Origin of the sequence: Hoeflea sp. Naph1, from assembly GCF_046837775.1 — a bacterium.
Classification (GTDB): Bacteria; Pseudomonadota; Alphaproteobacteria; order Rhizobiales; family Rhizobiaceae; genus Hoeflea.
The window spans coordinates 4,534,763-4,557,500 of sequence record NZ_CP177286.1; the positions used below are offsets into that span (position 1 = coordinate 4,534,763).

Here is a 22,738-nt window from a genome sequence, read left to right on the forward strand (position 1 = left end):
CGAATGAATTGCAAACAGATGCTAGCTTTCTTCACCAGGCTATCACCGCGCTTGGTTTTGCTTCGCCGTTGACAGAACGGTAGTATCTGCTGCTTTTGAAACTGGATGCGCAAAACAAGAACATCATGACCCAACTGGAACAGCAGATATGAGTAAGTTTCGAGAGGCTCTTTCGGAAATTGGATTGGTGGTCGACGCCATTGATCCGGGCGACATTGATCGCGCCGTCGATCTGATCGCTTCAGCTGGCACTATTGTCTCATATGGATGCGGCCGCGAGGGTCTGCAGGTCCAAGGTTTGACAATGCGGTTGTTTCATCTCGGGCTCAGTGCCTCGATGCAGGGCTCCATGACCACGCCACCTCTCGGCCAGGGTGACCTGTTCTTGTGCTCGGCGGGCCCAGGCGAACTTTCAACCGTCACTGCCCTGATCGGCGTGGCGAAGGAGGCCGGAGCAAAAACTCTGTTCCTGACGGCCGAACCGGACTGCGATACCGCCAGGCTTGCAGATCAGGTGCTCACCATTCCTGCGCAAACCATGGCCAGAGACGTTGGCAGCACCTCGATCCTGCCGATGGGATCGGCTTACGAGGGGGCGCTATTCGTGCTGTTTGAAATCATGGTGCTCATGCTCAAGGAAAAACTTGGAGAAACCACTCGGAGCATGCGGGCGCGGCATACCAACATGGAGTGATGCCGGTAGCGGCTGATCGTAACGGTTTTCAGATCGCGATCTACTTTACCGCACCTGCAGCCATTCCCTTGATAATGTAACGTTCAAGAAGAATGCCGATGACAATCAGCGGCAGGATCGCGGCAAAGGACAGCGCCGCCATCGACCACCAGCTGATACCCTGGCTCCCCGTCTGGCTCGCCACCATAACTGGAAGCGTGTTGGCATGGGTCGAGGTCAAAAGCGCGGCAAAGAAATATTCATTCCAGGTCAGTACCAGCGACAAAATGAAGGCGGCGACCATGCCGGGTAGCGCAATCGGCAACACGATGGTGGCAAAGGCGCCCCAGATCGAAAGTCCATCAACCAGCGCAGCTTCTTCAAGTTCCTTGGGAATGCCGGCAAACTGATCGCGCATGATCCAGATGACAATCGGCAGCACGGTGAGCGTATAAAGCAGGATCAAACCGATGCGGGTATCAAGCAGCGCCAGCGATTTGTAGAGCACCAGGAACGGCAGCGCCAACACCACCGGCGGCAGGATCAACTGGCTGAGGAAAAAGAACGAGATGTCGGAATTGCGCATGAAGCCGAAGCGATAGGAAAACCGCGACAGTCCATAGGCTGCGAGCGAGCCCAGAAACACTGCCAGCGCAGAGGCCGACAACGAGGTGATCACCGAATTGTAGAAGCGCTTGACGAATTCCTCGCGCACCGTGGATTCGGCCCAGATCGTATCCGGCGAAAACCCGAGCGATCGCCAGCCAAGCCATTTCGGCTGAAAGTCCCAGAACGGGACGAGATGTCCCCGCATCACGTCGGGCGCCATCTTGAACGAGGTGGTGATCGTCCAGTAGATCGGGAACAGACAGATGATTGTCCACAGGATCAGCGCGGCATAGACCGCAAAACGGCCTGAGAACCATTTCGCTTTGTGAGCGAAATCATCAGGGCTGTCATGGAAAATCTGCTGGCTCATTTGTCGCTTCCCCGATCAATAACGCGGCCGCGCCCAGCGGTCGGTAAGCTTCATGAGAATCGTGATCGCAATCACGATGACCACCAGATAGACCATCGCCAGCAATGTGCCGTAGCCGACATTGGAGCGATCACGGTATTCACGGAAGATGAAGCTGGTGACACTGTCAGTGGCCCCGCCCGGACCGCCGGAAGTCACGTTGATGATAATGTCGGCGAGCTTGAGCTTGAAGATGATGCGGATCAGGATCACGGTGATCGAGACCGGCAGCATGAGGGGGAATGTGACTTCCCAAAACCCGCGCCAGGCGCGCGCGCCATCAACCTTGGCGGCTTCCTGAATGTCCCTGGGGATTGCCTGAAGGCCGGCCAGGATCATGATCATCATGAACGGAATATAGGTCCAGGCGTCCATTACCATGATGGTGAAACGGGCCATTTCGGGCGAACCGAAAAACGACGGCGAGTCCCAGCCCAGTTGGCGGGCCAACCGCGCCAGCGGACCGAAGCGGACTTCCATCATCGATTTTCCGACCATCCAGCTGACAGCCACAGGTGACAGCATCAGCGGCATCAGGAATGCGACGCGGAAGAATTTGCGGGCGCGAATTTGGGAATTGAGCAATAACGCCAGTCCGAACGCAATGGCATATTCGACGACAATCGCCAGCGTGTAGCGAACCATGTTGCCGAGTGCGTTCCAATAGAAGCTGTCGGTCCACATCTGGCGAATGTTATCGAGGCCATTGAAGGTGCGACCTGTTGGCGACGAAAGGTTCCAGTCAGAGAACGCAATCACCAGTCCGAACAGCAGCGGGAACACCACCATGGAAATCACGAAAAGCGCTGCCGGCAGGACAAACAGCACGCGCTTGCCTTGCTCGCCGCGCATCAGGACCTGCCCCCAGCACAGCGCAATTGCCCACAGAACGTACGCGTAGAGCGTTGGCCGCCAAGTGGAAAAGCCGAAATTGGCTTGACCGGTTTCCTGAAGAGTCTGCGCAATAGCGACGAGAGCCAGTATCCCCGCCGATCCCCAGATCAAGGCTCGGCCAAACGCCACCCTTCGAGCGGAGAGATTATCAGAGGTGACAACGTGAAGGAAATCGCCTTGCTCAGCCAAATTCTGCGCATCCCGGAATTGAGGATGGCCCCGGCGGAATAATCCGCCGGGGCCGTGACTGGATTATATGCCCAATGAGGCTTTGTAGAGTGCGATCTGACTTTCCCGGCCAATCTGGTCGGTGATCTTCTCCCAAGCGGCCGCAATGGCATCCGCGATTTCCTGAGCCGAACCATATTGTTCGGCAAAACCCTTCGCCAGTTCATCCTCAGCCACCGAGTAGTACTGGAAAATACCAGGGATGCGCGGTTCAATCGCCGAGTTTTCGTGATTGTAGCTGTCGGCATTGGAACCGAGGTAATCCTCGATGTAGGCCCGGTCATATCCGGCCGCTTCCCATTCCTCGTAGTTGAAGTGGCTATTGCGGTAAGGCTGGAAGCCTGACGGATAGGCCGAAGTCCAGAGCGAAAGATCCTTGCCGCCGAGATGCGCGGCAGCGGACCAAGCTGCCTTGTGCTTCTTTTCGTCACCGTCAACCCTAGCCATGACATACACACCCCAGCCGATATAGGCCATGTTGGGTGCCTCATTGGCCCTTTGTTCCCATTCACCAGTCTTGGAATTGTACACCTCATCCGAGCCCGGCAAAATGCTGAAGCTGACAACATCGCCAACAACCGAAGTGTCTGACGTGCGTGCGGATGATCCCACATCGCCCCACCAGGTCAGCATCGAGCCGGTGCCTGCGAGAAACTGCGAAAACGCCGTTGTCCCTGGATCAGCGTTGATCTGATCGGCAGGATAAGCTCCCGGAACAGCGATCAGGTCCATGACTTCCTGAATGGCGCGTACGAAGGCCGGATTGTTAACGCGCGGCTTCATGGTGTCTGCATCAAACAGCCAGGCCGGGTCGTCGGGATGCTTGGCATAGGCGGTGGCGCGATCTTCGAGGAAGTAGAAGCCGAAGCCGCCCCACCCCTTCAGCGGATCAAGGTAGCCATGTGCATCAAGTCCGGTGAGCGGATCTTTCTTGCCCGCCAGGAACTTGGAATGCGCCTGCACATCCTTCCAGGTTTTGGGAGCGCTCCACTCGCCCTCGCCGCCAGATTCTTTCCAGGCTGCGGCGAACTCCTCGTTCTCGTAGTAATCCTTGCGGTAAGCGAAGGTGTGGCAATCGCCGTCGATGGAGATCCGATAGGTCTTGCCATCCCAGGTGCCGACAGGCGCCTTGAGGTAGCTCACATAGTCGTCCATATCGATCAGGGTTTTGACCCAATCGGGCATTTCCGAGGCCAACCCCTTGCCACAGACATCGCCTTCGAAGGGCGAGCCCATCTCGATAATATCGAAATCAACGGTTCCTGTGGCGATCGACTGCTGCAGACGGGCATTGTAATCGGCCTGCGCCAGATCGATCCAGTTGATTTTCGCGCCGGTATAGGCTTCCCAGGGCTTCAAGAAACCACGAAACAGGAAGTTATGCAGGTTTTGGTTGTTGAGCCCCATGAAGGTCAGTTCAACACCGGCGAATTCGCCTTCGGCTACAGTGGCCTTGGTCCCCGCCAGGCACATTTCACCAACCTTCTGCCAATCGGCGTCTGTGGGCGAGCCGGCGCCAACGCCGGGAATTTTCAGGATTGCAGCGCGCACATCATCCTGTGCGGCGGCATGTTTGGTGCCAATACCACCGACTGCGGCAAGACCGCCGACAGCAGCCGCACCTTGCAGCAGACGGCGACGGCTCAGAGCCACCCGCACCGCGTGTTCAAACAGTTCTACTTTCATGAAACACCTCCCAATGTTACCCGCCTCCTCCGGCGGTCCGGTCAAGGAAGGTCGACCGACCTTATCAGGTCGTTGATCGCCAATTTTCCCCAACGGCCAGGTCCGGTTCACCGGACAAGATTGAAAACATTTCAGCCTTCCGCCAAGCTGTCAAGTATCTAACATGTTAGCATGCCTACAACATGGACAGCGCCTTTTTCGTGCGCTACCAATTGCGGAAGGCGTGAAAAAACAATGGGGGCGGCATGGCGGACGTCAGGATCGAAAAACTCTACAAGGCCTATGGATCGTTGGAAGTTATCCACGGCGTGGATATCGATATTCCCGATGGTCGGTTCGTGGTCCTGGTCGGTCCATCAGGGTGCGGCAAGTCAACACTGCTCAGGATGATTGCCGGGCTCGAGGGCGTTACCGCAGGCACGATCAATATCGGCGGACGGGTAGTCAACAACCTGCCGCCGGCTGAGCGCAATATCGCGATGGTATTTCAGAACTACGCGCTGTATCCGCATAAAACAGTGGCCGCCAATATGGGTTTTGCCCTGAAGATGCAGAACATGCCAAAAGCGGAAATCGATGAACGGGTCGCCAAAGCTGCGGAAATCCTTGGCCTCCAACCCTATCTGGCGCGTTTCCCGCGAGAGCTTTCAGGTGGGCAGCGCCAGCGTGTTGCCATGGGGCGGGCGATCGTGCGCGAACCGCAGGTATTCCTGTTTGACGAACCACTGTCCAATCTTGACGCCAAACTCAGGGTGCAGATGCGCGCCGAAATACGCGAATTGCACCAGCGGCTGTCGACCACCACGGTCTATGTAACTCACGACCAGATCGAAGCCATGACCATGGCCGATCAGATCGTGGTCATGCGTGACGGCCATATTTCGCAGCAAGGTGCGCCGCTGGAGCTTTATGACCGGCCAGCCAATGTGTTTGTCGCCGGCTTCATCGGGTCACCATCGATGAATCTGATCGAAGGCGTCGTCGACGGCAACGGCGGATCTCTGACGGTGGAAGCTCAGGGCGTATCACTGGCAGCGCCGGAGCGCACCGGAATGGAGCAGGGTCGCAAGGTGGTTTTCGGCATCCGACCGGAACATCTCGAACTGGATGAGGCAGGCTTTGAGGCCAAGGTCGCAGTGGTCGAACCCACAGGATCCGAAACCCATGTCGTGCTCCGGGCCGCGGGTCGGGAGATCATCGCCGTATTCAAAGAACGCCACGCCTTCCGGCCGGGCGATGTGATCCGGTTAAAACCACACCCCGACATGGTGCACATGTTTGACGCGGAGACCGGGCTACGGCTGGATTGACTAGGCCTCGCCGTAAACCGTCAAAACGGTGACGCAGGATACCGTGCCTGATTAAATCATACGAAGGAGGATCGCATGCTCAAGGGACTGGACCCGCGATTGAACGCAGAGGTGCTCTATGCACTTCGCGCCATGGGCCATGGCGATATGCTGATCATCGCCGACACCAATTTTCCGTCCGATTCCATCGCCCGCCAGACGGTGACCGGCGATCTCCTGCGCATGGACAACCTGACCGCCGGGGAAGCTGCTGAAGCCATCTTGTCGGTGCTGCCGCTCGACACCTTCGTCGATGATTTTGCCGGCCGCATGGAGATCGTCGGCAATCCCGGCGAGGTGCCCCCGGTGCAGGCCGATGTGCAGAAGGCGATCGATGCAGCCGAAGGTCAGTCGCGGCCGATGGTCGGCATCGAACGCTTCGCCTTCTACGACATGGCCAAGCAAGCCTATGCAGTGATCCAGACCGGTGAACGACGGTTCTACGGCTGCTTCATGTTCCGCAAAGGCGTTATCCCGCCGGAAGAGTAAGGGAAACATCGTGACAAGAGTAGTCATTCTGGGCGTTTTCGTTGCCGACACGGCCTACCGCGCGGCGCGAGCGCCGCAAATGGGCGAGACCATCATGGGCGAGGGGTTTGCGCTCGGGCCAGGCGGCAAGGGGTCCAACCAGGCTGTGGCTTCGGCCAGAGCCGGGGTGGAGACTCATTTCATCACCCGGCTTGGGCGCGACACGTTCGCCGAGATGGCGCTCAAGACCTGGGCCGATGCGGGCGTGACACCAGCGATCACTCAGCATGAAGACGGCTACACCGGCGCTGCCTACATTTTTGTCGAGGCGGGAACCGGCAACAACGCGATCATTGTCTGCCCCGGCGTGGCCGGTTCGATATCCCCGGCAGACGTTGATGCGCGTGCCGAGCTGATCAGCAATGCCGCAGTGTTCGTCACCCAGCTTGAACAGCCGATGGATGCGGCGATGCACGCCCTGCAGATCGCCCGCGAAGGCGGTGCAACAACCATCCTCAATCCGGCGCCTGCAGCCACCTTGTCCGACGGCATGCTGGCGCTGTGCGACTACGTGACCCCGAACGAAACCGAAGCCGAGGCGCTGACCGGCATCGCTGTGACCAGCCTCGAGGACGCCATCAGGGCTGCGGTGGAACTGACCCGAATGGGTGCCCGGGCGGTGGTCATCACGCTGGGCGAAAAGGGCGCGCTCTATCATGCAGGTGGGCAAAGCGTTCACGTCCCGGCCTTCGATATCGGTCCGGTGGTTGAAACCGCCGGTGCCGGAGACGCCTTCAACGGCGGTTTCGCCGCAGCACTGGCCACCGGCATGGACCCGGTGACTGCCGTCAGGTTCGGCTGCGCCACAGCCTCGATCTCGGTGACCCGGCCCGGCACGGCACCCTCGATGCCTTCGCTAACAGAGATAAACACACTTCTGCAGCGCCAGTGATACCCGGCGCCGATTAACAACGAAGCCCGGAGATTTATCATTTGGATCCCGGTCGCGGCTTCGTCCTACCCGGTTTCATCCAGTCCGGAGTTGGTGGCAGACCTGAACACCGAGCGGCAGACAGGCAGGCCGCTGCAGATCATCGCATTCAGCAGAATTCTCGACGAACCCCGGAAGAACGGTGACCTGCAGCGCGCTGACATTTTGCGCCTTGCTGTTTTAGAGCGCGACACCGTCCAACCCGGCACCACACACCAATGCGCCAGCTCTTGCATCGGCGGGTAGAGATATTTTTCCCGATCGAAGGGCCGCTATGGCCGAGGCCCCGCTCAAATCTGCGGCAATGCCCAGTTCGAACCAAAGCCAGGCGGCCGCATCTTCCATTTCGGCATCGGAAATCAGCACGATTTCATCAACGTTATCGCGCACCAGAGCAAAAACCCCCGGGTCGGTTTCACCGCAACTCATGGTCGCCACTTTGCTGGTCACGCTTTCAAGCCGCACAACCCGTCCGGCATCCAGGCTGGCCTTGAGCGTCGGCGATCCTTCCGGCTCGATCCCGATGATGCGGATAGCGGGGTTGAGCGCCTTGAGCGCCACCGACATGCCGGAGATCAGTCCGCCGCCACCAATTGCCACAATAACGGTGTCAAGGTTCGGCACAGCGTCAAGAAATTCCAGCGCTACTGTGCCTTGTCCAGCGACCACCATAGGATCGGCGAAAGGATGGAAATAGGCGGCACCGGTGCGTTCAGCCTGCTCCAGCGCGGCTTCGTTGGCCTCGTTCCAGATTTTGCCCAGCACTTTAACCTCGGCGCCGCTCCGGCGCAGCTTTTCGCGCTTCTCCTCAGTGGCGCTTTCGGTCACATAAACGGTTGCTGGGACCCCGGCCGAGCGTGCCGCCCGGGCCACAGCCAAACCATGATTGCCCCCTGAGGCCGTGACGATCCCTTTGGACACTGCGCCGGGCGGCTGACTGAGAAGTTTGTTGGTCGCGCCGCGAGCCTTGAAAGATCCGGTGCATTGCAGGTTTTCGAGCTTGAGAAATAATTGCGCCTCGGTCACGGGATCGGAAATCGCTGTCAATTCCAGAACAGGTGTGTGCCTGATATGTGGGGCGATGCGCTGTGCTGCGGCGCGAATGTCATCCAGTGAAATCATGATTGAACCTCCGTGTGGGGCGATGCGACGACGATACAGCAATTCCCCGGGCGCACCCTGCCCGGCTGCCGGCGTGCATAAACAATGCCGCTGGTCCGATAGCGCAATTCGACCGGTGACCGCGCCGGTTGGGTCAGAAAGTGAACGCGTCCAGCAACATCCCCAGCCGAAACTTCGGTGCCAAGGGGATGCAGCGCTTCGAACACACCGTCGTCTTCGGTGATCAAATGGGCAAGCGGCGAAAGCGTGTAAAGTTTGGGGGCCGGTACCGGCGTTGCCATTCGTTGCGGCAACACACCGACGCTGGCCAGAACATTTCGAATGCCGCGACGGCACAGCGCAAGCGCCTCGATCGACGTGGTCCCGGCGCCGCCCATCTCGGTACCAATCACCGTCATCCCTGCCCGGGCGGCCGACGCGGTGGCGGTACGCGGATCACCGCGATTGTCGATCACCACCGCAAGCGGGGTGCCAAAGGCCGAGGCAGCTTTGACATTGGCGACATGTTGTTCGGGCGTGAGCCCGGGCTCGATCACGGCACTCGGGATGATATTCAGCGACGATCCTCCCGAATGAAGATCGATAAACACGTCACCCATGGGAAACAGCACGTCATTGACGAAGGCCGCAATCTGTTCGGTCGCGCTGCCCAAAGCGTCTCCCGGAAACGCCCGATTCATGTTGATCCCGTCGATGGGCGACGTACGTTGCGCCGCCAACACTGCAGGCTGGTTGATCGCGGGTATAACAATCAAACGTCCGGTAACATCGGCCACGTCGATGTCGCGGATCAACTCGCCAAGGGCGATCGGTCCTTCGTATTCATCGCCGTGATTGCCTCCTTCGAGGATTACAGTCGGGCCCTCGCCGTTCTTGATCACCGCCACAGGCACCGGGATCACTCCCCAAGCGTCGTCATGAACCGAAAGCGGCACCTGAAAGGTTCCGATCTGTTTTCCGTCTCGGTCGAAATCAACCGTGACGTGATAAAGTTGCTTCTTGTGTGTCTCAGTCATTGTATCGCTCACTGTGATTTTCATGGAATGCCTTCGCGATGCGGCACTTGCGGGCTATTGATTTTGTATGTAAAAGTTCATTTTTATATTTGATAGTGATTATCAGGAGTATGCGCCCGTGCCGTCGAAACAGATACCGACCGCCAAAGCCCCGTCCGTCAAAAAGACACCCAAGAAGGTTGAAAAACGCTCTTATGAGGCGCCCGCCCTTGAAAAGGGATTGGATGTTCTGGAGCTTTTGGCCGGCCTTTCGCGGGGCGTCAACCAAAGTGAAATTGCGCAGCTCTTGGGCCGGTCGCTGCAAGAGGTCTATCGCGTGGTCATGGTTCTGGAGCGGCGCGGTTACATTCAGAGGCACACAGGAGAAGACGGTTTTTATCTCTCGAACCGGGTATTCGACCTTGCCCATCGTTATCCGCCGCTGGCGCGTCTGGTTGATCTGGCGACGCCGATTATGAATGCCGCCTCTGTTGCCGCAGATCAGGCCATGCACATCGCCATTCTGGACAAAACAGATATCCGCGTCGTTGCCCAGGTCGACAGCCCCGCCCCCCTCGGATTTCGACTGCGCGTTGGCACGAAAAATCCGGCGATGGCCACCGCATCGGGAAGATTGCTGGTGGCGTTTCAATCGCCCGAGACCAAGGCGTGGATCCTTGACGAATTGCGTCAGAACCAGTCGGCTGAAGATGCCGAGGCGTTGATCCGTCGTACCGAAAGGATTCATGCCCGTGGATACGAAATGGTGACCGGTGAAGGATTGCAGGGCATCACCGATGTCAGCTTCCCGCTTATTGATCACAGCGGCTTTGCTACGGCGGCGCTGACCATGCCGTTCCTTCAGGCGGCGCGGCAACTGGTGGATTTCGATGCCGCCTGCCAGGCAGCCTTTGGTGCTGCCCAGACCATCACCGAGTTGCTGGGCGGTCGCCTGGCAGAGCCAACCTTTCCCCTCGCCCGGATTGCAGCCAAACGTCCCCCCGACCGGATCGGCTAGGCGAAGGATCCTCATGGGCCCGGCTCCTCTTGTGGCCTGTGGGCAAAGACCAAATCCAGCCAAAGCGGCGCGCCGTCTTCGTCACTGATTTGTTCAAACACATGTGCCAACGAAGCCGTCCAGCGGGCTTGAACTTCACTTGTGGCGGTAACGCGACTGGCGTAATCGAACCCCTTTACGGTGCGCATCGAACTCACGACGAGATCACCGCGCCGCCATATCCGATAGTCATAAATGCCCGCTGCATCCAGCAAAGCCAGTATTTCTGGCCAGACCGCCCTGTGCGCACGATCGTATTCGGCCCCCATGCCGGGCTTTAGCCGGTACATAAAGACAAGAGGTTCCTCGGGCGCTGCGTTCATTTTACCGCTCCTGAAATGGCACCGTTCAGGATCTGCCGTTGAAACAGGAAATAAACAATCAGCACCGGCAAAAGGGCGATGATCATCCCCGCACTGATCAGCGGGATCGAGATGTCATATTGTCCCGACAGCAGCGCCACGCCGACCATCAGCGTGGTGTTGTCAGATCCGCCCATGATGACAAGCGGCAGCAACAAATCATTCCACATCCAGACGAAATTGAGGATCGACAGCGCGGCCACAGCCGGGGCGGACACCGGCAGCAGGATCTGAAACAGGATACGCAATTCACCCGCCCCATCCAAACGCGCGGCTTCGATCAATTCATCAGGAATGGCGCGAAAATAGGCCACCAGCAAATAGGTGCTGATCGGCAGACCAAACGAGGCATAGGCCAGGATCAGACCGGCATAGGAATTGCCGAACCCCAGATCGAGGATCGTGGCATAGAGCGGATAGATGATCACCTGACTGGGGATCACCAGCATCGAAATGACAAACAGAAACAAAAGATTTCCGCCCTTGATCCGCAATTTTGTGACCGCATAGGCTATCAACAACGCAGCAATGGTCGACAGGATCAATCCACCCCCGGTGGTGACGATGCTGTTCAACAACAGACGAGGCACGTTCATCCGGCTGAACGTGGCGATATAGTTTTCCAGACTGATCGCATCCGGCAGGCCAAGCGGGTTTTGCGCATATCCGCTGCGGGATTTGAACGAGTTCACAACCGTAAACAACAGTGGGTAAAGTGCGGCCACGGCGACCACCACCAAAGCGCCCGTCACCAGCCAACGCACGAATGTTGCACGGGCGCGCGCCCTGGCGCGCAGGCGTACCGTCATCATCGTGCTCATTGCGATTTCCCCCGGCCATCCCGATACATCTGGCGCACAACAAAGGTTGAAATCACCGCGACAAAGATGAAAAGCGCCATACCGATTGCCGCGCCCTTGCCCCGGTTGAGGAATTCGAACGTGGTGATGAACACCAGATACTCGGGCAACATCGTGGCACTGCCCGGCCCGCCACGCGTCATGGCGTAAACCAGCGGGAACATCCAAATCAACATCCCCGACATGCACAGCACGGTCCAATAGCCGACAACTGGCTTTAGCAACGGCAGCGCAAAATTGAACAAAAGCCGCCAAAAACCGGCTCCGTCGAGACGCGCGGCTTCGATCACCTCCTGGGAAACAGTGGACAATCCGGCCAGATAGGTCAGTACACCCAGACCAAAAAAGCTCCACAGGGCGACGGCCGTCAGAGCAAACAGCGCGCTGTTCGGCCCGTTCAGCCATTCGATAGCAAAGCCCTCAAGCCCGGCCCCAATCAGCATCGCATTCAACGGGCCGTCGGGGGCCAGGATTTGGCGAAACATGATCCCGACCACGACTGGTGCGATCATATACGGCAGGAAATAGATCGCGCGAAACGCCTTCCAGCCCGGCGTGCGCTGAAACAGCAGGATCGCGATGATCAACGGCAGGAATACCCAAACCGGCAGACTGAGAAACACCATAAAGGCATTGCGAAACGACGTGATAAACATCGGATCGCGGAAAATAGCCTCGTAGTTTGCCAAGCCCGCAAAGCTCGGCTCGTAAAAGCCCTGTGTTTTTTGAAAGCTCATCCATACAACGTGGACCAGCGGCACCAATTTGAACGTGACGGCAAGGATAATCGCCGGAGCCACAAGAAGAGCGATCAGCCAGATGCCGGCCTGTCGGGACCCGCGGCGTTTGGGACTTTCTGATCGACGAAGATTCATGTGCGGGCTTTCCATATAACTCGACCTGGCGAATTGGCGGGGCGCATCTCGGATACGCCCCGCTCAGGCTTCAGTTTTTGCCAGGGCTGTCTTCGAGGGCCACCTGCATCCGCCCGACCCAATCTTCGACAGTCAAACGACCAAGCGCGACCTCCTGCCAACCTCGAGCCAGCGCATCAACCTCTTGACCGCTCAACAGCACGCCCACATGGATGGTAGGCTTCGCAATGATTTCCCGAATTTGGCTCAGCGCCTCGGATTTCGGGAACAGCGCCGGGTCGACCTTGGAGTTCAAGGGAATTCCGCCGCCCAAACTGGTCAACAGATTGCCGTTTTCGACCCCGGCAATGAATTTGACAAATTCCGCCGCCGCCTCTGATTTTTCACTCCAGGATGTCACCCCGAAGACGCTGCTTTCAACGCCACTGAAGCTTTTGGCAAGAGGAGCCTCAGGAACGATGGCGGGCCAGCGCATCGCGCCCAGATTTTCATCGCCCAAAGCTTCACCGAAGGCGGCCCAGTTTACCGCATCGGCAATGATCGTTCCGGCAAATCCTGCATTGCCGCTGGCGAAAATATCCGTTGCGTCGGGCAACATCGAAATTGACGGTGCGTTGGAATTTGACCAACCCTTTTGGGGAATTTCCGCCATGGCGGTCAAAATGCTCACCATCTTGGGGTCTGTCCAAGGCATGTCACCGGCCAGTATGGCGCGAATGTCATCTTCGGTCAGGAAGTTGCGCGCGATTTCGGGGAAGGACCAATAGGCAGGAAATGGGCCAGTCATCCCCAGCGCAAGACAGGTCTTGTCGATGGCATTGATCGCGTCGCAGGCCGCGCCAAAGTCTTCCCAGGTGGTGGGCGGATTTTCCGGATCAAGTCCGGCCGCGCTCAGAACCTGCCTGTTGTAATACATGACGTTGCCTTGCAACCCGAAAGGCAGACCGTAACAGGCGTTTGACAGGTCATAGCCCAGGCAGCCGCCAACACGCCCCAACAGATCATCACCTGCCGCCAGCACATCGTCGGACAGTTCGATATACCCCATGCGCCGGTCAAACAGTTCGAGCCCGGCATTCTGCTCCATCACGTCAGGGCCACTGCGGGTTGCGATATAGGGCCCTTGCACCTCGGCATAGCGGTCGAACGGCACCGTTTCCAATTCGACCTTGATGTCGGGATGCTTTGTCTCGAACGCTTCGACGAGCGCAGCCCAGTACTCCGGTCCGCCCGGTTGCCAGTTCAAAACCTTGATTGTTGTCACATCAGCAGCAAAGGTGGCCGACGACAGCAATAGCGACACGGCAGCCCCCGTGACAAATGCACCGATGCGGCGCGAGATCCGTTTTTGCTTAGTGTTCATTTCTTTCCCTCCAAATCAGATATGCGCATTCCGCGCCCGTTTATTCGACCGCCTGACAGCGGTTCGAAATTGGCTGATGTTCTTATTGTTTTTGCGGGCCTGTTTTGTGCCCGGGGTCGTCAGGATTTTGGCCTCACCCCTCCTTTGCGGCTGGATTCAAGACCGGCATCCACAAGAAACATTGTTCGCATTGAATCGGTGACGTCAGTGACCAGACTGTCATCTTCGCCTGCCGCAAATCGCTGAAGATTGGCCATGACATAGGCGAAGGAGTCTGGCATCCGCTCCCCCGTCAGAGGCAGGTGTTTCCAGCTATTGCCCTCAGTCACAATCTCCAGCCGCTCCGGAACCGGCTGAACATAATCGATCAGATATCCAACCGTCAGGTGCGCCGCGCCTCTTGTCCCTTCGACACGGATTGTCGCGTCGATATGTTCGGGGCCAAAGTTATAAGTGTGGTTCAGCGACAACGCACAGCGCACCCGATCCCCGTAGTCAAGGATGATGCTCGAGCGCGCGTCCGCCAAATCGGGATAGCGTGGATGCTTGACCGCTTTGGCAAAGATGCTGTCGGGCTCGCCCAGAAGTCCTCTTATCCAATCAAGATAATGAATCGAATGCAGCGGCATTTCGACCGCTTTCATATGAGGGATAAACGACCACAACTCCCAAGGCATATAGACAGCAAGATGCACATCAACATCGACAACCTCGCCAAACAGGCCTTTGCGAACAGCGTCTTCGATGGCCAGCATGGACGGGGTAAAGCGTAACTGGAAATTGGTTGCCGCGGTGATGTCACGGGCCTTCAGGGCCGCAACGATTTCACGCGCGGCATCGCCATCGGGCCCCAGCGGCTTTTGCAGCAACGCAGTAGCGCCCTTGGGCAGACGCTTGACCGTATCGAGAAGAATGGCAGGCGGCAGCGCCAGGTCGAAAACACCTGTGGTCCCGCAAGCTGCCAGCGCACTGTCCAATGTGTCATGCACCACAGGCACAGAAAAATCGCGTGCCAAGGCCTCGGCAACGTCGCGGTTCACATCAAAAACACCGGCAACCGGCAAATCCGTTTTGCGGTAGGCCGGAAGATGCCCGTCACGCACAATACCGCCACACCCGATAATGGTAATTGGCCGGGGTTGCGACGGCATCGGCCAAGATTGGCGCAGTGCAGCAAGCTCATCAGAGAATTGCGTCATGGTCAGGCCGCTCCTGTTTCGCACTCGACGCTAACATATTATCATTAGCGAAAACAACTATTGATATTTGATATCCATTCCGATCTACTGACACCATTCAGACCAAGGGAGAAAACGGCATGGCAATCAATGGCGCACCCCTTCACGTACACGCTGCGCGAATTCTGCAAGAAGGGTCGGCACCGGGGGCCTTGGACACCCTGACGGTGCATCTGATTGACGATCCGGAATTGGCAGAGGGGCATTTCACCATCGCCCCGATTGCCGACGGGGTCGAACTTCGCGGGGGACCATTTTCTGGCGTGATCTATGCCGCGCAAGAGCTCTTGAAACGCTGTGGCCCTGACTTGAACCTGAGCCAACTGGGCGACGCGCCGATTTCCGATGGTCCCGGCATGCCCTATCTCAGCTTTTGGACATGGGATCACTCGACAAACTGGGAACTATCCCAGATCGGCCACCAGGAAATCGGTGTATTCAATCCCTATCAAAAGCCGCCGGGCGGCTTTCTCGCCGATTACAAGCGCCTGGTGGATTTCTGTTCTGCGAACCGGATTGGCGGCGTCGTTATTTACGGTTTTCTGCGCGACAGTCACGGCGGTATCGACGCCGCGCATGAGTTGTGCCGCTATGGACGGGAACGGGGTGTGCGCATCATTCCCGGCATCGCCATCGGCGCCTATGGCGGGGTGTATTGGGAAGGCAACCACCGCTTTAACCTGTCCACCTGGCTAAAGAGCAATCCCGAACATACGGCAAAAATGAGCCACGACATCGGTTTTCAGATCGCCGATCTCGATTTTCCGCTTAACTTTCCCCATTCCGATTACACCATGACCGCCTGCCCAAGCGCACCCGAAACCATGGAATGGATGGAACAAGCGGTGACTTGGCTGGCCGAAACCTTTGATATCGGTGGTATCAACATCGAAAGCGGTGATTACGGCGTTTGCGATTGTGATCGATGCGTCGCGCGTCGCGCCAATGAAGCCGAGGCTGCCCGCCGCGAGGACGAATACGGCGACAGTTGGTCCCATTCCGACATGGCCGCAAACTTTCCACGTCTTTACCGCGCGGCCAAAGCGGCAAAGCCCGATCTTTGGATCTATTGCGAGATGCAATGGGACAATCTGGTCGAACCTGTTGCAGCCAGCGAACAGGCGAAATTGCCGCCCGGCGCGATCTATCAACACACGGCAAATCGCACATATTGGGCACGGTTGCGTGACACGGTGACAGCCAATTTTGTTGCCTCTCTGCCAACTCAACCCAACGTGTTGCGGTGCCAATTTGCCTGCCAATGGAACGGCGACGGTCGGACCGAACGTTATGCTTTCAATGCGCGCAGCTTTGCCGACATGTGCCAGCGCGGTCACGCCATGGGCATGAAGGGCCTGACGATCTGGGGCGAAGTATCTGCCTATAACGCCACCACCGAGATCGGATATCTGGCGTTTTCGCGCTTTGGCTGGGACCCTACGCTGAGCTGGGAAGAGTTCCTTGATCGCGACGTCGCACCGTTGTTTGGCTCGCGTGAACAGGCGGATCGCTTCATCGCCATCGCCGAGGAGATCGACGCCAACGCGCATCTTCCGCTGGCCCGGCTCGACACGCTTGCCGAAAATGCGTTGGCCGAGGTAACCGGTGCGCCGCCTGAAACCGCCCGGCGCTGGCTGACGCTGATCGAGCGGATCACCCAACGCCGCTACATGGGCCACTGATCATGGCCGCGCTTGTGGACGACAAGGGTCGTTACACCGGTCCGATCATCGATTCCCACCATCATTTTTGGGATCGCACGCTGGAGCGTCACCCTTGGTTGCGCGGCAAAAATGACCCGGTGCTGGGGCAATCATGTCTGCCCCAGGATTACCTGCAGGCGGTGGAAGGGTTTGACGTGGTAGCCAGCGTGCATATCGAGGCAAACTGGGACCCCGCCGATCCGATGGGCGAGATCGACTGGCTTGATGCCCTGCCCCGTCCTGACGGCATTGCCACGCGCTATGTGGCCTTTGCCGATCTGGGCCGCGCCGGGGTCGAGCCATATCTTGAAGCGCTCGCCGGCCGCGAGCGGGTGGTTGGCATCCGCGACATTGTCAGTTGGCATCCTGACCCGGCCCGATCGGCAGTCACTGATCGTCACCGGATGGCCGATCCGCGTTGGCGCGCGGGTCTGGCGCAGCTCGCCCCCCTGGATCTGTCGTTTGATCTGTTGATGTCGCCCTGGCAGATCGAGGATGCGCTGGATCTGGTGCGAGATTTCCCAAACCAGCGCTTCGCCATCAACCATTGCGGATCCCCCTTCGACCGCAGCCCGGAGGGCATGGCCCATTGGGCAAACAGTTTGAGACGGTTGGCAGAGGCCCCAAATGTCGTGCTTAAGATCTCGGATCTGGTGGCCTATGACCCCGACTGGAATGCAGAAAGCCTGTCCTCGGTTGCGCTGACCTGTCTTGACGCTTTTGGCGTTTCCCGCTGCATGCTGGGCAGCGACCATCCGGTCGTCACTTTCCATGCAAGCTTCCAACAAACCTACGACAATTTTCTCCGGACCTTTGCCGGATTATCCGGGACCGAACAACATGCGTTGTTTGCCGGCAATGCCGCGCAGTTTTACCGCATTCCAACCTGAGAGCATTGCCAATGCACATTCACCAGACCCACCATAGGCCAGACGGGGCAATTTCATGGGCGTTTTAACGATCAGCGATGTCAGGAAGCACTATGGCGGGCAGAATGTCCTCAAGGGTGTTTCCATCGACATCACCGATGGCGAGTTTCTGGTGTTGGTCGGGCCTTCGGGCTGTGGCAAATCTACATTGCTGCGGATGATTGCCGGACTTGAGGAAATCAACGGCGGCACCATTTCCATTGAAGGGGAGATCATCAACGAACTGGCCCCCAAAGATCGCGACATCGCAATGGTGTTCCAGTCCTATGCGCTTTATCCTCACATGACTGTGGCACAAAATATGGATTACGCGCTGCGGCTGAAGAAGATCCCCCGCAAAGACCGCGATGATCGGATCGCCCGGGTCGCCGAAATCCTGGGCTTGACCCCCTATCTTGACCGGATGCCGAAACAGCTTTCGGGAGGGCAGCGCCAGCGCGTTGCCATGGGACGCGCCATCGTGCGCGATCCGGCAGTATATCTGTTCGACGAACCGCTCTCCAATCTCGATGCCAAACTGCGGGTGCAGATGCGTTTCGAAGTCAAACAGAACCACGCTCGACTAAAGACAACCACAGTCTATGTCACCCACGATCAGGTCGAAGCGATGACCATGGCAGACCGAATTGTGGTGATGAATGACGGCCGCATCGAACAGATCGGCACCCCGCTTGAGCTTTACGACAACCCGGCAAATCTGTTCGTGGCGGGGTTCATCGGTTCTCCGGCGATGAACATGATCGAAGGCACGGTTGCCGATGGGCTTTTCACCGCCGCCGACGGCACCACGATCAAGCTTGGGGATCTGCGCAACCAGGTTTCCGGCGACATTGTTCTCGGCCTGAGGCCGGAACATTTCGTGCTCGATCCCGCGGGGATCGAGGTCGACGTGCTGGCGGTAGAACCCACCGGAGCCGAAACGCAGGTGATGATCCGTCTCGCCGGGCAGCCTGTGATTCTTACCCTGCGCGAGCGGCGCTCATTCATCCCGGGCGAGACCATCACCGTTCGCCCGGATCCATCGATGTGCCATCTTTTTGACACTGCGACCGGCGTGAATATTCGGCCTAAACAATCAGTGACGTAAGCGGTCAAATAGGATGAATTGGCGCCGGAGTGAACCGCTGATTTCGTCCGGTGTTTTTGGTTGGGTGCAGGGTAAACTTCCAGTCGCCCCGACCAGTGTCCTGGCTCCCTCTACATAAACAAAAAGGCCGCCCTCTAAGGTGGCTATTACATCGAGTCTATCAATTTGGTTTCGGGAGCATGATTGCACGGGAGACTTGTCAATCCGTCGGATTGCTTCGTGGCTGCAAAGTCTATGAGAAACACACCCAAGCCAACGCGATCGACTTCGTTGATCACATCTTAAAAAAATTCCCGTTCAGGATCCGGGAAATCCGCACGGACAACGGACATGAGTTCCAAGCGAAGTTCCGCTGACACGTCGAAGACCTTCGGATCCGGCACGCATAAATCAAGCACGGCACTACATAGTGACTATCTTTCTAGGAACTCTCAGGTCGACCAAGCCGATCAACCTGGCTGACGATGTGACGCCGGAAGTCGTTCAACGCGTAATCAACTCTGTGATGTACTATATGCGTGAGCACGCAGACGCCGAGACCAAGCAGCCGTTCATCACCATGATCCGCGGGTTGGTCCAACAAGTGGTGATCGGGCCGGCCGAGAACGGCAACGGCGTTGAACTCTTCGTCCATGGTGCAATCGTGAGCATTCTGGCAACGATGGACACGATCAAGGCGATGGAAGCGGAATTCCGGACGGCTCAGGAGTACGAGTTCCACAACCTGATCGACAAGGGCGTTCTTGACACGGAGCCCAAACGCAAAAAGTTCCTCGCGCTTTGTGCGGAGGAACTTGAGGGCAAGCGCCGAGAATGGCAGGACTTACAAGTTTCAGTGGTTGCGGGGGCAGGATTTGAACCTGCGACCTTCAGGTTATGAGCCTGACGAGCTACCGGGCTGCTCCACCCCGCGATAAATTTTGAGCTTCCGGGCATGCCCGGTTTTGTTTGCCGGTCCACAAGGCCTTTGGCCTCTGCGGTTCGGCTGGGGCTGCTCCACCCCGCGACAAGCCTTGAACGAATGAGTTCGAGGCAGAAAGCAAAAAACGGGCCGCGATTGCGACCCGCGGTAGTTCCAAGTTTCGTAAGTTTGAGAAGATATGTGTTGCGCTTTGCAGACCTGGCAGCGACCTACTCTCCCGCGTCTTAAGACGAAGTACCATCGGCGCAGGGGCGTTTCACGGCCGTGTTCGGAATGGGAACGGGTGCAGCCGCCCCGCCATGACCACCAGGTCGGCAAAGCGCAACATTGCACATGGCTACATGTGCAAGTTGATTGAGAAGCTGGCGGGAGGCTAGTCCCTTTAGTTTTATGAACACAATCGCTGGCACACCGAAGTCTGTTTCGATGAGCACAAGCAATGAGAACGATCAAGCCGATCGAGCTATTAGTACTGGTAAGCTTCACACATTACTGCGCTTCCACACCCAGCCTATCAACGTGGTAGTCTTCCACGACTCTCAGGGAATACTCGTTTTTAGGTTGGTTTCCCGCTTAGATGCCTTCAGCGGTTATCCATTCCGTATATAGCTACCCTGCTATGCCGTTGGCACGACAACAGGTCCACCAGAGATACGTCCATCCCGGTCCTCTCGTACTAGGGACAGATCCTATCAATATTCCTACACCCACGGCAGATAGGGACCGAACTGTCTCACGACGTTCTGAACCCAGCTCACGTACCGCTTTAATTGGCGAACAGCCAAACCCTTGGGACCTGCTCCAGCCCCAGGATGCGATGAGCCGACATCGAGGTGCCAAACAACCCCGTCGATATGGACTCTTGGGGGTCATCAGCCTGTTATCCCCGGCGTACCTTTTATCCGTTGAGCGATGGCCCTTCCACGCGGGACCACCGGATCACTATGACCGACTTTCGTCTCTGCTCGACTTGTCAGTCTCGCAGTCAGGCAGGCTTATGCCATTGCACTCGACGACCGATTTCCGACCGGTCTGAGCCTACCATCGCGCGCCTCCGTTACTCTTTCGGAGGCGACCGCCCCAGTCAAACTACCCACCATACACTGTCCCGGATCCGGATAACGGACCGCGGTTAGACATCCACGAAGATAAGGGTGGTATTTCAAGGATGGCTCCACACGAGCTGGCGCCCATGCTTCAAAGCCTACCACCTATCCTACACATGCCTTGGCGAATGCCAGTGTAAAGCTATAGTAAAGGTGCACGGGGTCTTTCCGTCTGACCGCAGGAACCCCGCATCTTCACGGGGAATTCAATTTCACTGAGTCTGCGTTGGAGACAGCGGGGAAGTCGTTACGCCATTCGTGCAGGTCGGAACTTACCCGACAAGGAATTTCGCTACCTTAGGACCGTTATAGTTACGGCCGCCGTTTACTGGGGCTTCGATTCAAAGCTTGCACCTCTCCTCTTAACCTTCCAGCACCGGGCAGGCGTCAGGCCCTATACGTCGTCTTGCGACTTCGCAGAGCCCTGTGTTTTTGATAAACAGTCGCTACCCCCTGGTCTGTGCCACCCTCATCTACTTGCGTAAACAAGGGTCACGCTTCTTCCGAAGTTACGCGTGCAATTTGCCGAGTTCCTTCAACGCAGTTCTCTCAAGCGCCTTGGTATTCTCTACCTGACCACCTGTGTCGGTTTCGGGTACGGTCTATACGGTGGAGCTATTTCCTGGAACCTCTTCGCTGCCTTCCCAATCCAGTAAGGAAAGACAACACACGAGATCCGTCACTACCACCAGGCCCACGAATATTAACGTGGTTCCCATCGACTACGCCTTTCGGCCTCGCCTTAGGGGCCGGCTCACCCTGCTCAGATTAACTTTAAGCAGGAACCCTTGGTCTTTCGGCGAGGGAGTCTCTCACTCCCTTTATCGTTACTCATGTCAACATTCGCACTTCTGATATCTCCAGGAGCCCTCACGGGTCTCCCTTCACAGACTTACAGAACGCTCCGCTACCACGTGCAGTAAACTGCACATCCTCAGCTTCGGTGCATGGCTTTAGCCCCGGTACATTTTCGGCGCAAGACCCCTTATTTAGACCAGTGAGCTGTTACGCTTTCTTTAAATGATGGCTGCTTCTAAGCCAACATCCTGGTTGTTTTGGGAGTCTCACATCCTTTCCCACTTAGCCATGACTTGGGGACCTTAGATGGAGGTCAGGGTTGTTTCCCTCTTCACGACGGACGTTAGCACCCGCCGTGTGTCTGCCGACTAGTACTCCTCGGTATTCGGAGTTTGGTTAGGATCAGTAAGACGGTGAGTCCCCATAGCCCATCCAGTGCTCTACCCCCGAGGGTATTCGGTCGACGCACTACCTAAATAGTTTTCGCGGAGAACCAGCTATCTCCGAGTTTGATTGGCCTTTCACCCCTAACCACAAGTCATCCCGATCTATTGCAACAGATATGGGTTCGGTCCTCCAGTTGGTGTTACCCAACCTTCAACCTGCTCATGGCTAGATCACTCGGTTTCGGGTCTAATGCAACAAACTAATCGCCCTATTAAGACTCGCTTTCGCTGCGCCTACACCTATCGGCTTAAGCTTGCTTGATGCACTAAGTCGTTGACCCATTATACAAAAGGTACGCCGTCAGGCTTTCGCCCTCCGACTGCTTGTAGGCATCCGGTTTCAGGAACTATTTCACTCCCCTTGTCGGGGTGCTTTTCACCTTTCCCTCACGGTACTTGTTCGCTATCGGTCATGCACGAGTACTTAGGCTTGGAGGGTGGTCCCCCCACGTTCAGACAGGATTTCACGTGTCCCGCCTTACTCTAGGACAATGGTAAGGATTACGTGTACGGGGCTATCACCCACTACGGCCGACCTTTCCAGATCGTTCCACTTTACTTACCAATG

General features: G+C 57.2%; 18 protein-coding genes, 1 tRNA gene, 2 rRNA genes and 1 pseudogene (1 of these 22 only partly in view). 9 read left to right on the forward strand and 13 right to left on the reverse strand.

Annotated elements, in window-relative coordinates; genetic code table 11:
- Positions 1–148: 148 nt before the first annotated feature.
- Positions 149–694, forward strand: a complete 546-nt coding sequence (locus ACK6D9_RS21710) for an SIS domain-containing protein (RefSeq protein WP_412050084.1) — start codon at positions 149–151, stop codon at positions 692–694.
- Between the two features lie 40 nt (positions 695–734).
- Here ACK6D9_RS21710 and ACK6D9_RS21715 read toward each other — a convergent pair whose 3' ends face one another.
- From ACK6D9_RS21715 to ACK6D9_RS21725, 3 genes are all read right to left on the reverse strand, one after another.
- The gene (locus ACK6D9_RS21715) at positions 735–1,652 is read right to left on the reverse strand and encodes a carbohydrate ABC transporter permease (protein ID WP_267654170.1); all 918 of its coding nucleotides are present in this window, start codon (positions 1,650–1,652) and stop codon (positions 735–737) included.
- Positions 1,653–1,667: 15 nt separating this feature from the next.
- Positions 1,668–2,774 (reverse strand): carbohydrate ABC transporter permease, encoded by a 1,107-nt coding sequence (locus ACK6D9_RS21720; protein ID WP_412050085.1) that lies wholly within the window; start codon positions 2,772–2,774, stop codon positions 1,668–1,670.
- 63 nt (positions 2,775–2,837) lie between these two features.
- Positions 2,838–4,499, reverse strand: coding sequence for an extracellular solute-binding protein (locus ACK6D9_RS21725; RefSeq protein WP_412050086.1), 1,662 nt, complete (start codon positions 4,497–4,499; stop codon positions 2,838–2,840).
- Between the two features lie 245 nt (positions 4,500–4,744).
- Between ACK6D9_RS21725 and ACK6D9_RS21730 the strand changes: the two genes are divergently transcribed.
- The 3 genes from ACK6D9_RS21730 (at position 4,745) to rbsK (ending at position 7,268) form a co-directional block, all read left to right on the forward strand.
- Entirely contained in the window at positions 4,745–5,809 is a 1,065-nt protein-coding gene (locus ACK6D9_RS21730) for a sn-glycerol-3-phosphate ABC transporter ATP-binding protein UgpC (protein ID WP_322990733.1), read from the forward strand.
- Between the two features lie 75 nt (positions 5,810–5,884).
- Positions 5,885–6,337, forward strand: a complete 453-nt coding sequence (locus ACK6D9_RS21735) for an RbsD/FucU family protein (protein ID WP_412050087.1) — start codon at positions 5,885–5,887, stop codon at positions 6,335–6,337.
- Positions 6,338–6,344: 7 nt separating this feature from the next.
- Positions 6,345–7,268: a ribokinase gene (gene rbsK / locus ACK6D9_RS21740; RefSeq protein ID WP_412051876.1), complete on the forward strand. Its 924-nt coding sequence runs from the start codon at positions 6,345–6,347 to the stop codon at positions 7,266–7,268.
- Positions 7,269–7,487: 219 nt separating this feature from the next.
- Here the strand turns inward: rbsK and ACK6D9_RS21745 are convergent, their stop codons facing one another.
- Entirely contained in the window at positions 7,488–8,429 is a 942-nt protein-coding gene (locus ACK6D9_RS21745) for a threonine/serine dehydratase (protein WP_412050088.1), read from the reverse strand.
- Entirely contained in the window at positions 8,426–9,445 is a 1,020-nt protein-coding gene (locus tag ACK6D9_RS21750) for a succinylglutamate desuccinylase/aspartoacylase family protein (protein WP_412050089.1), read from the reverse strand. The genes ACK6D9_RS21745 and ACK6D9_RS21750 overlap by 4 nt, the downstream gene beginning before the upstream one ends.
- Before the next feature lie 118 nt (positions 9,446–9,563).
- Between ACK6D9_RS21750 and ACK6D9_RS21755 the strand changes: the two genes are divergently transcribed.
- On the forward strand, positions 9,564–10,442 hold the full coding sequence (locus ACK6D9_RS21755) for an IclR family transcriptional regulator (RefSeq protein ID WP_412050090.1): 879 nt from the start codon (positions 9,564–9,566) through the stop codon (positions 10,440–10,442).
- Positions 10,443–10,453: 11 nt separating this feature from the next.
- Here ACK6D9_RS21755 and ACK6D9_RS21760 read toward each other — a convergent pair whose 3' ends face one another.
- From ACK6D9_RS21760 to ACK6D9_RS21780, 5 genes are all read right to left on the reverse strand, one after another.
- Positions 10,454–10,804, reverse strand: a complete 351-nt coding sequence (locus tag ACK6D9_RS21760; protein WP_412050091.1) for an L-rhamnose mutarotase — start codon at positions 10,802–10,804, stop codon at positions 10,454–10,456.
- Positions 10,801–11,664, reverse strand: a complete 864-nt coding sequence (locus tag ACK6D9_RS21765; RefSeq protein WP_412050092.1) for a carbohydrate ABC transporter permease — start codon at positions 11,662–11,664, stop codon at positions 10,801–10,803. Before ACK6D9_RS21765 ends, ACK6D9_RS21760 begins: the two co-directional genes overlap by 4 nt.
- A complete protein-coding gene (locus ACK6D9_RS21770) occupies positions 11,661–12,593 on the reverse strand; it encodes a carbohydrate ABC transporter permease (RefSeq protein WP_412050093.1) in 933 nt (310 codons plus the stop codon). Before ACK6D9_RS21770 ends, ACK6D9_RS21765 begins: the two co-directional genes overlap by 4 nt.
- A 55-nt stretch (positions 12,594–12,648) precedes the next feature.
- Positions 12,649–13,941: an ABC transporter substrate-binding protein gene (locus ACK6D9_RS21775; RefSeq protein WP_412050094.1), complete on the reverse strand. Its 1,293-nt coding sequence runs from the start codon at positions 13,939–13,941 to the stop codon at positions 12,649–12,651.
- Positions 13,942–14,060: 119 nt separating this feature from the next.
- The gene (locus ACK6D9_RS21780; RefSeq protein ID WP_412050095.1) at positions 14,061–15,140 is read right to left on the reverse strand and encodes a Gfo/Idh/MocA family protein; all 1,080 of its coding nucleotides are present in this window, start codon (positions 15,138–15,140) and stop codon (positions 14,061–14,063) included.
- A gap of 191 nt (positions 15,141–15,331) precedes the next feature.
- Here ACK6D9_RS21780 and ACK6D9_RS21785 point away from each other — a divergent pair, with 191 nt between their 5' ends.
- The 4 genes and pseudogenes from ACK6D9_RS21785 to ACK6D9_RS21800 form a co-directional block, all read left to right on the forward strand.
- Positions 15,332–16,861 carry a hypothetical protein gene (locus ACK6D9_RS21785; protein WP_412050096.1) on the forward strand — a complete coding sequence of 510 codons (1,530 nt, stop codon included), beginning with the start codon at positions 15,332–15,334 and terminating at the stop codon, positions 16,859–16,861.
- A gap of 2 nt (positions 16,862–16,863) precedes the next feature.
- A complete protein-coding gene (locus ACK6D9_RS21790) occupies positions 16,864–17,772 on the forward strand; it encodes an amidohydrolase family protein (protein ID WP_412050097.1) in 909 nt (302 codons plus the stop codon).
- Between the two features lie 55 nt (positions 17,773–17,827).
- Positions 17,828–18,898, forward strand: a complete 1,071-nt coding sequence (locus tag ACK6D9_RS21795) for an ABC transporter ATP-binding protein (RefSeq protein WP_412050098.1) — start codon at positions 17,828–17,830, stop codon at positions 18,896–18,898.
- 215 nt (positions 18,899–19,113) lie between these two features.
- Positions 19,114–19,251 (forward strand): annotated as a pseudogene (locus ACK6D9_RS21800) (IS481 family transposase); the annotation flags it as partial.
- Between the two features lie 483 nt (positions 19,252–19,734).
- Here ACK6D9_RS21800 and ACK6D9_RS21805 read toward each other — a convergent pair.
- The 3 genes from ACK6D9_RS21805 to ACK6D9_RS21815 all read right to left on the reverse strand — a co-directional run.
- A tRNA-Met gene (locus tag ACK6D9_RS21805) sits at positions 19,735–19,811 on the reverse strand.
- A gap of 205 nt (positions 19,812–20,016) precedes the next feature.
- Positions 20,017–20,131, reverse strand: a 5S ribosomal RNA gene (gene rrf, locus ACK6D9_RS21810).
- 134 nt (positions 20,132–20,265) lie between these two features.
- Positions 20,266–22,738 (reverse strand): 23S ribosomal RNA (locus ACK6D9_RS21815); it runs 337 nt beyond the window's last position.

Excerpts from the sequence above, each read along its gene's own strand:
- ACK6D9_RS21750 (WP_412050089.1), bottom strand. The coding sequence starts at position 9,445 with ATGACTGAGACACACAAGAAGCAACTTTATCACGTCACGGTTGATTTC.
- ACK6D9_RS21765 (WP_412050092.1), bottom strand. The coding sequence starts at position 11,664 with ATGAGCACGATGATGACGGTACGCCTGCGCGCCAGGGCGCGCGCCCGT.
- ACK6D9_RS21795 (WP_412050098.1), top strand. The coding sequence starts at position 17,828 with ATGGGCGTTTTAACGATCAGCGATGTCAGGAAGCACTATGGCGGGCAG.
- ACK6D9_RS21745 (WP_412050088.1), bottom strand. The coding sequence starts at position 8,429 with ATGATTTCACTGGATGACATTCGCGCCGCAGCACAGCGCATCGCCCCA.
- ACK6D9_RS21760 (WP_412050091.1), bottom strand. The coding sequence starts at position 10,804 with ATGAACGCAGCGCCCGAGGAACCTCTTGTCTTTATGTACCGGCTAAAG.
- ACK6D9_RS21770 (WP_412050093.1), bottom strand. The coding sequence starts at position 12,593 with ATGGAAAGCCCGCACATGAATCTTCGTCGATCAGAAAGTCCCAAACGC.
- ACK6D9_RS21780 (WP_412050095.1), bottom strand. The coding sequence starts at position 15,140 with ATGACGCAATTCTCTGATGAGCTTGCTGCACTGCGCCAATCTTGGCCG.
- ACK6D9_RS21790 (WP_412050097.1), top strand. The coding sequence starts at position 16,864 with ATGGCCGCGCTTGTGGACGACAAGGGTCGTTACACCGGTCCGATCATC.
- ACK6D9_RS21775 (WP_412050094.1), bottom strand. The coding sequence starts at position 13,941 with ATGAACACTAAGCAAAAACGGATCTCGCGCCGCATCGGTGCATTTGTC.
- ACK6D9_RS21735 (WP_412050087.1), top strand. The coding sequence starts at position 5,885 with ATGCTCAAGGGACTGGACCCGCGATTGAACGCAGAGGTGCTCTATGCA.
- ACK6D9_RS21725 (WP_412050086.1), bottom strand. The coding sequence starts at position 4,499 with ATGAAAGTAGAACTGTTTGAACACGCGGTGCGGGTGGCTCTGAGCCGT.
- ACK6D9_RS21715 (WP_267654170.1), bottom strand. The coding sequence starts at position 1,652 with ATGAGCCAGCAGATTTTCCATGACAGCCCTGATGATTTCGCTCACAAA.
- ACK6D9_RS21730 (WP_322990733.1), top strand. The coding sequence starts at position 4,745 with ATGGCGGACGTCAGGATCGAAAAACTCTACAAGGCCTATGGATCGTTG.
- ACK6D9_RS21710 (WP_412050084.1), top strand. The coding sequence starts at position 149 with ATGAGTAAGTTTCGAGAGGCTCTTTCGGAAATTGGATTGGTGGTCGAC.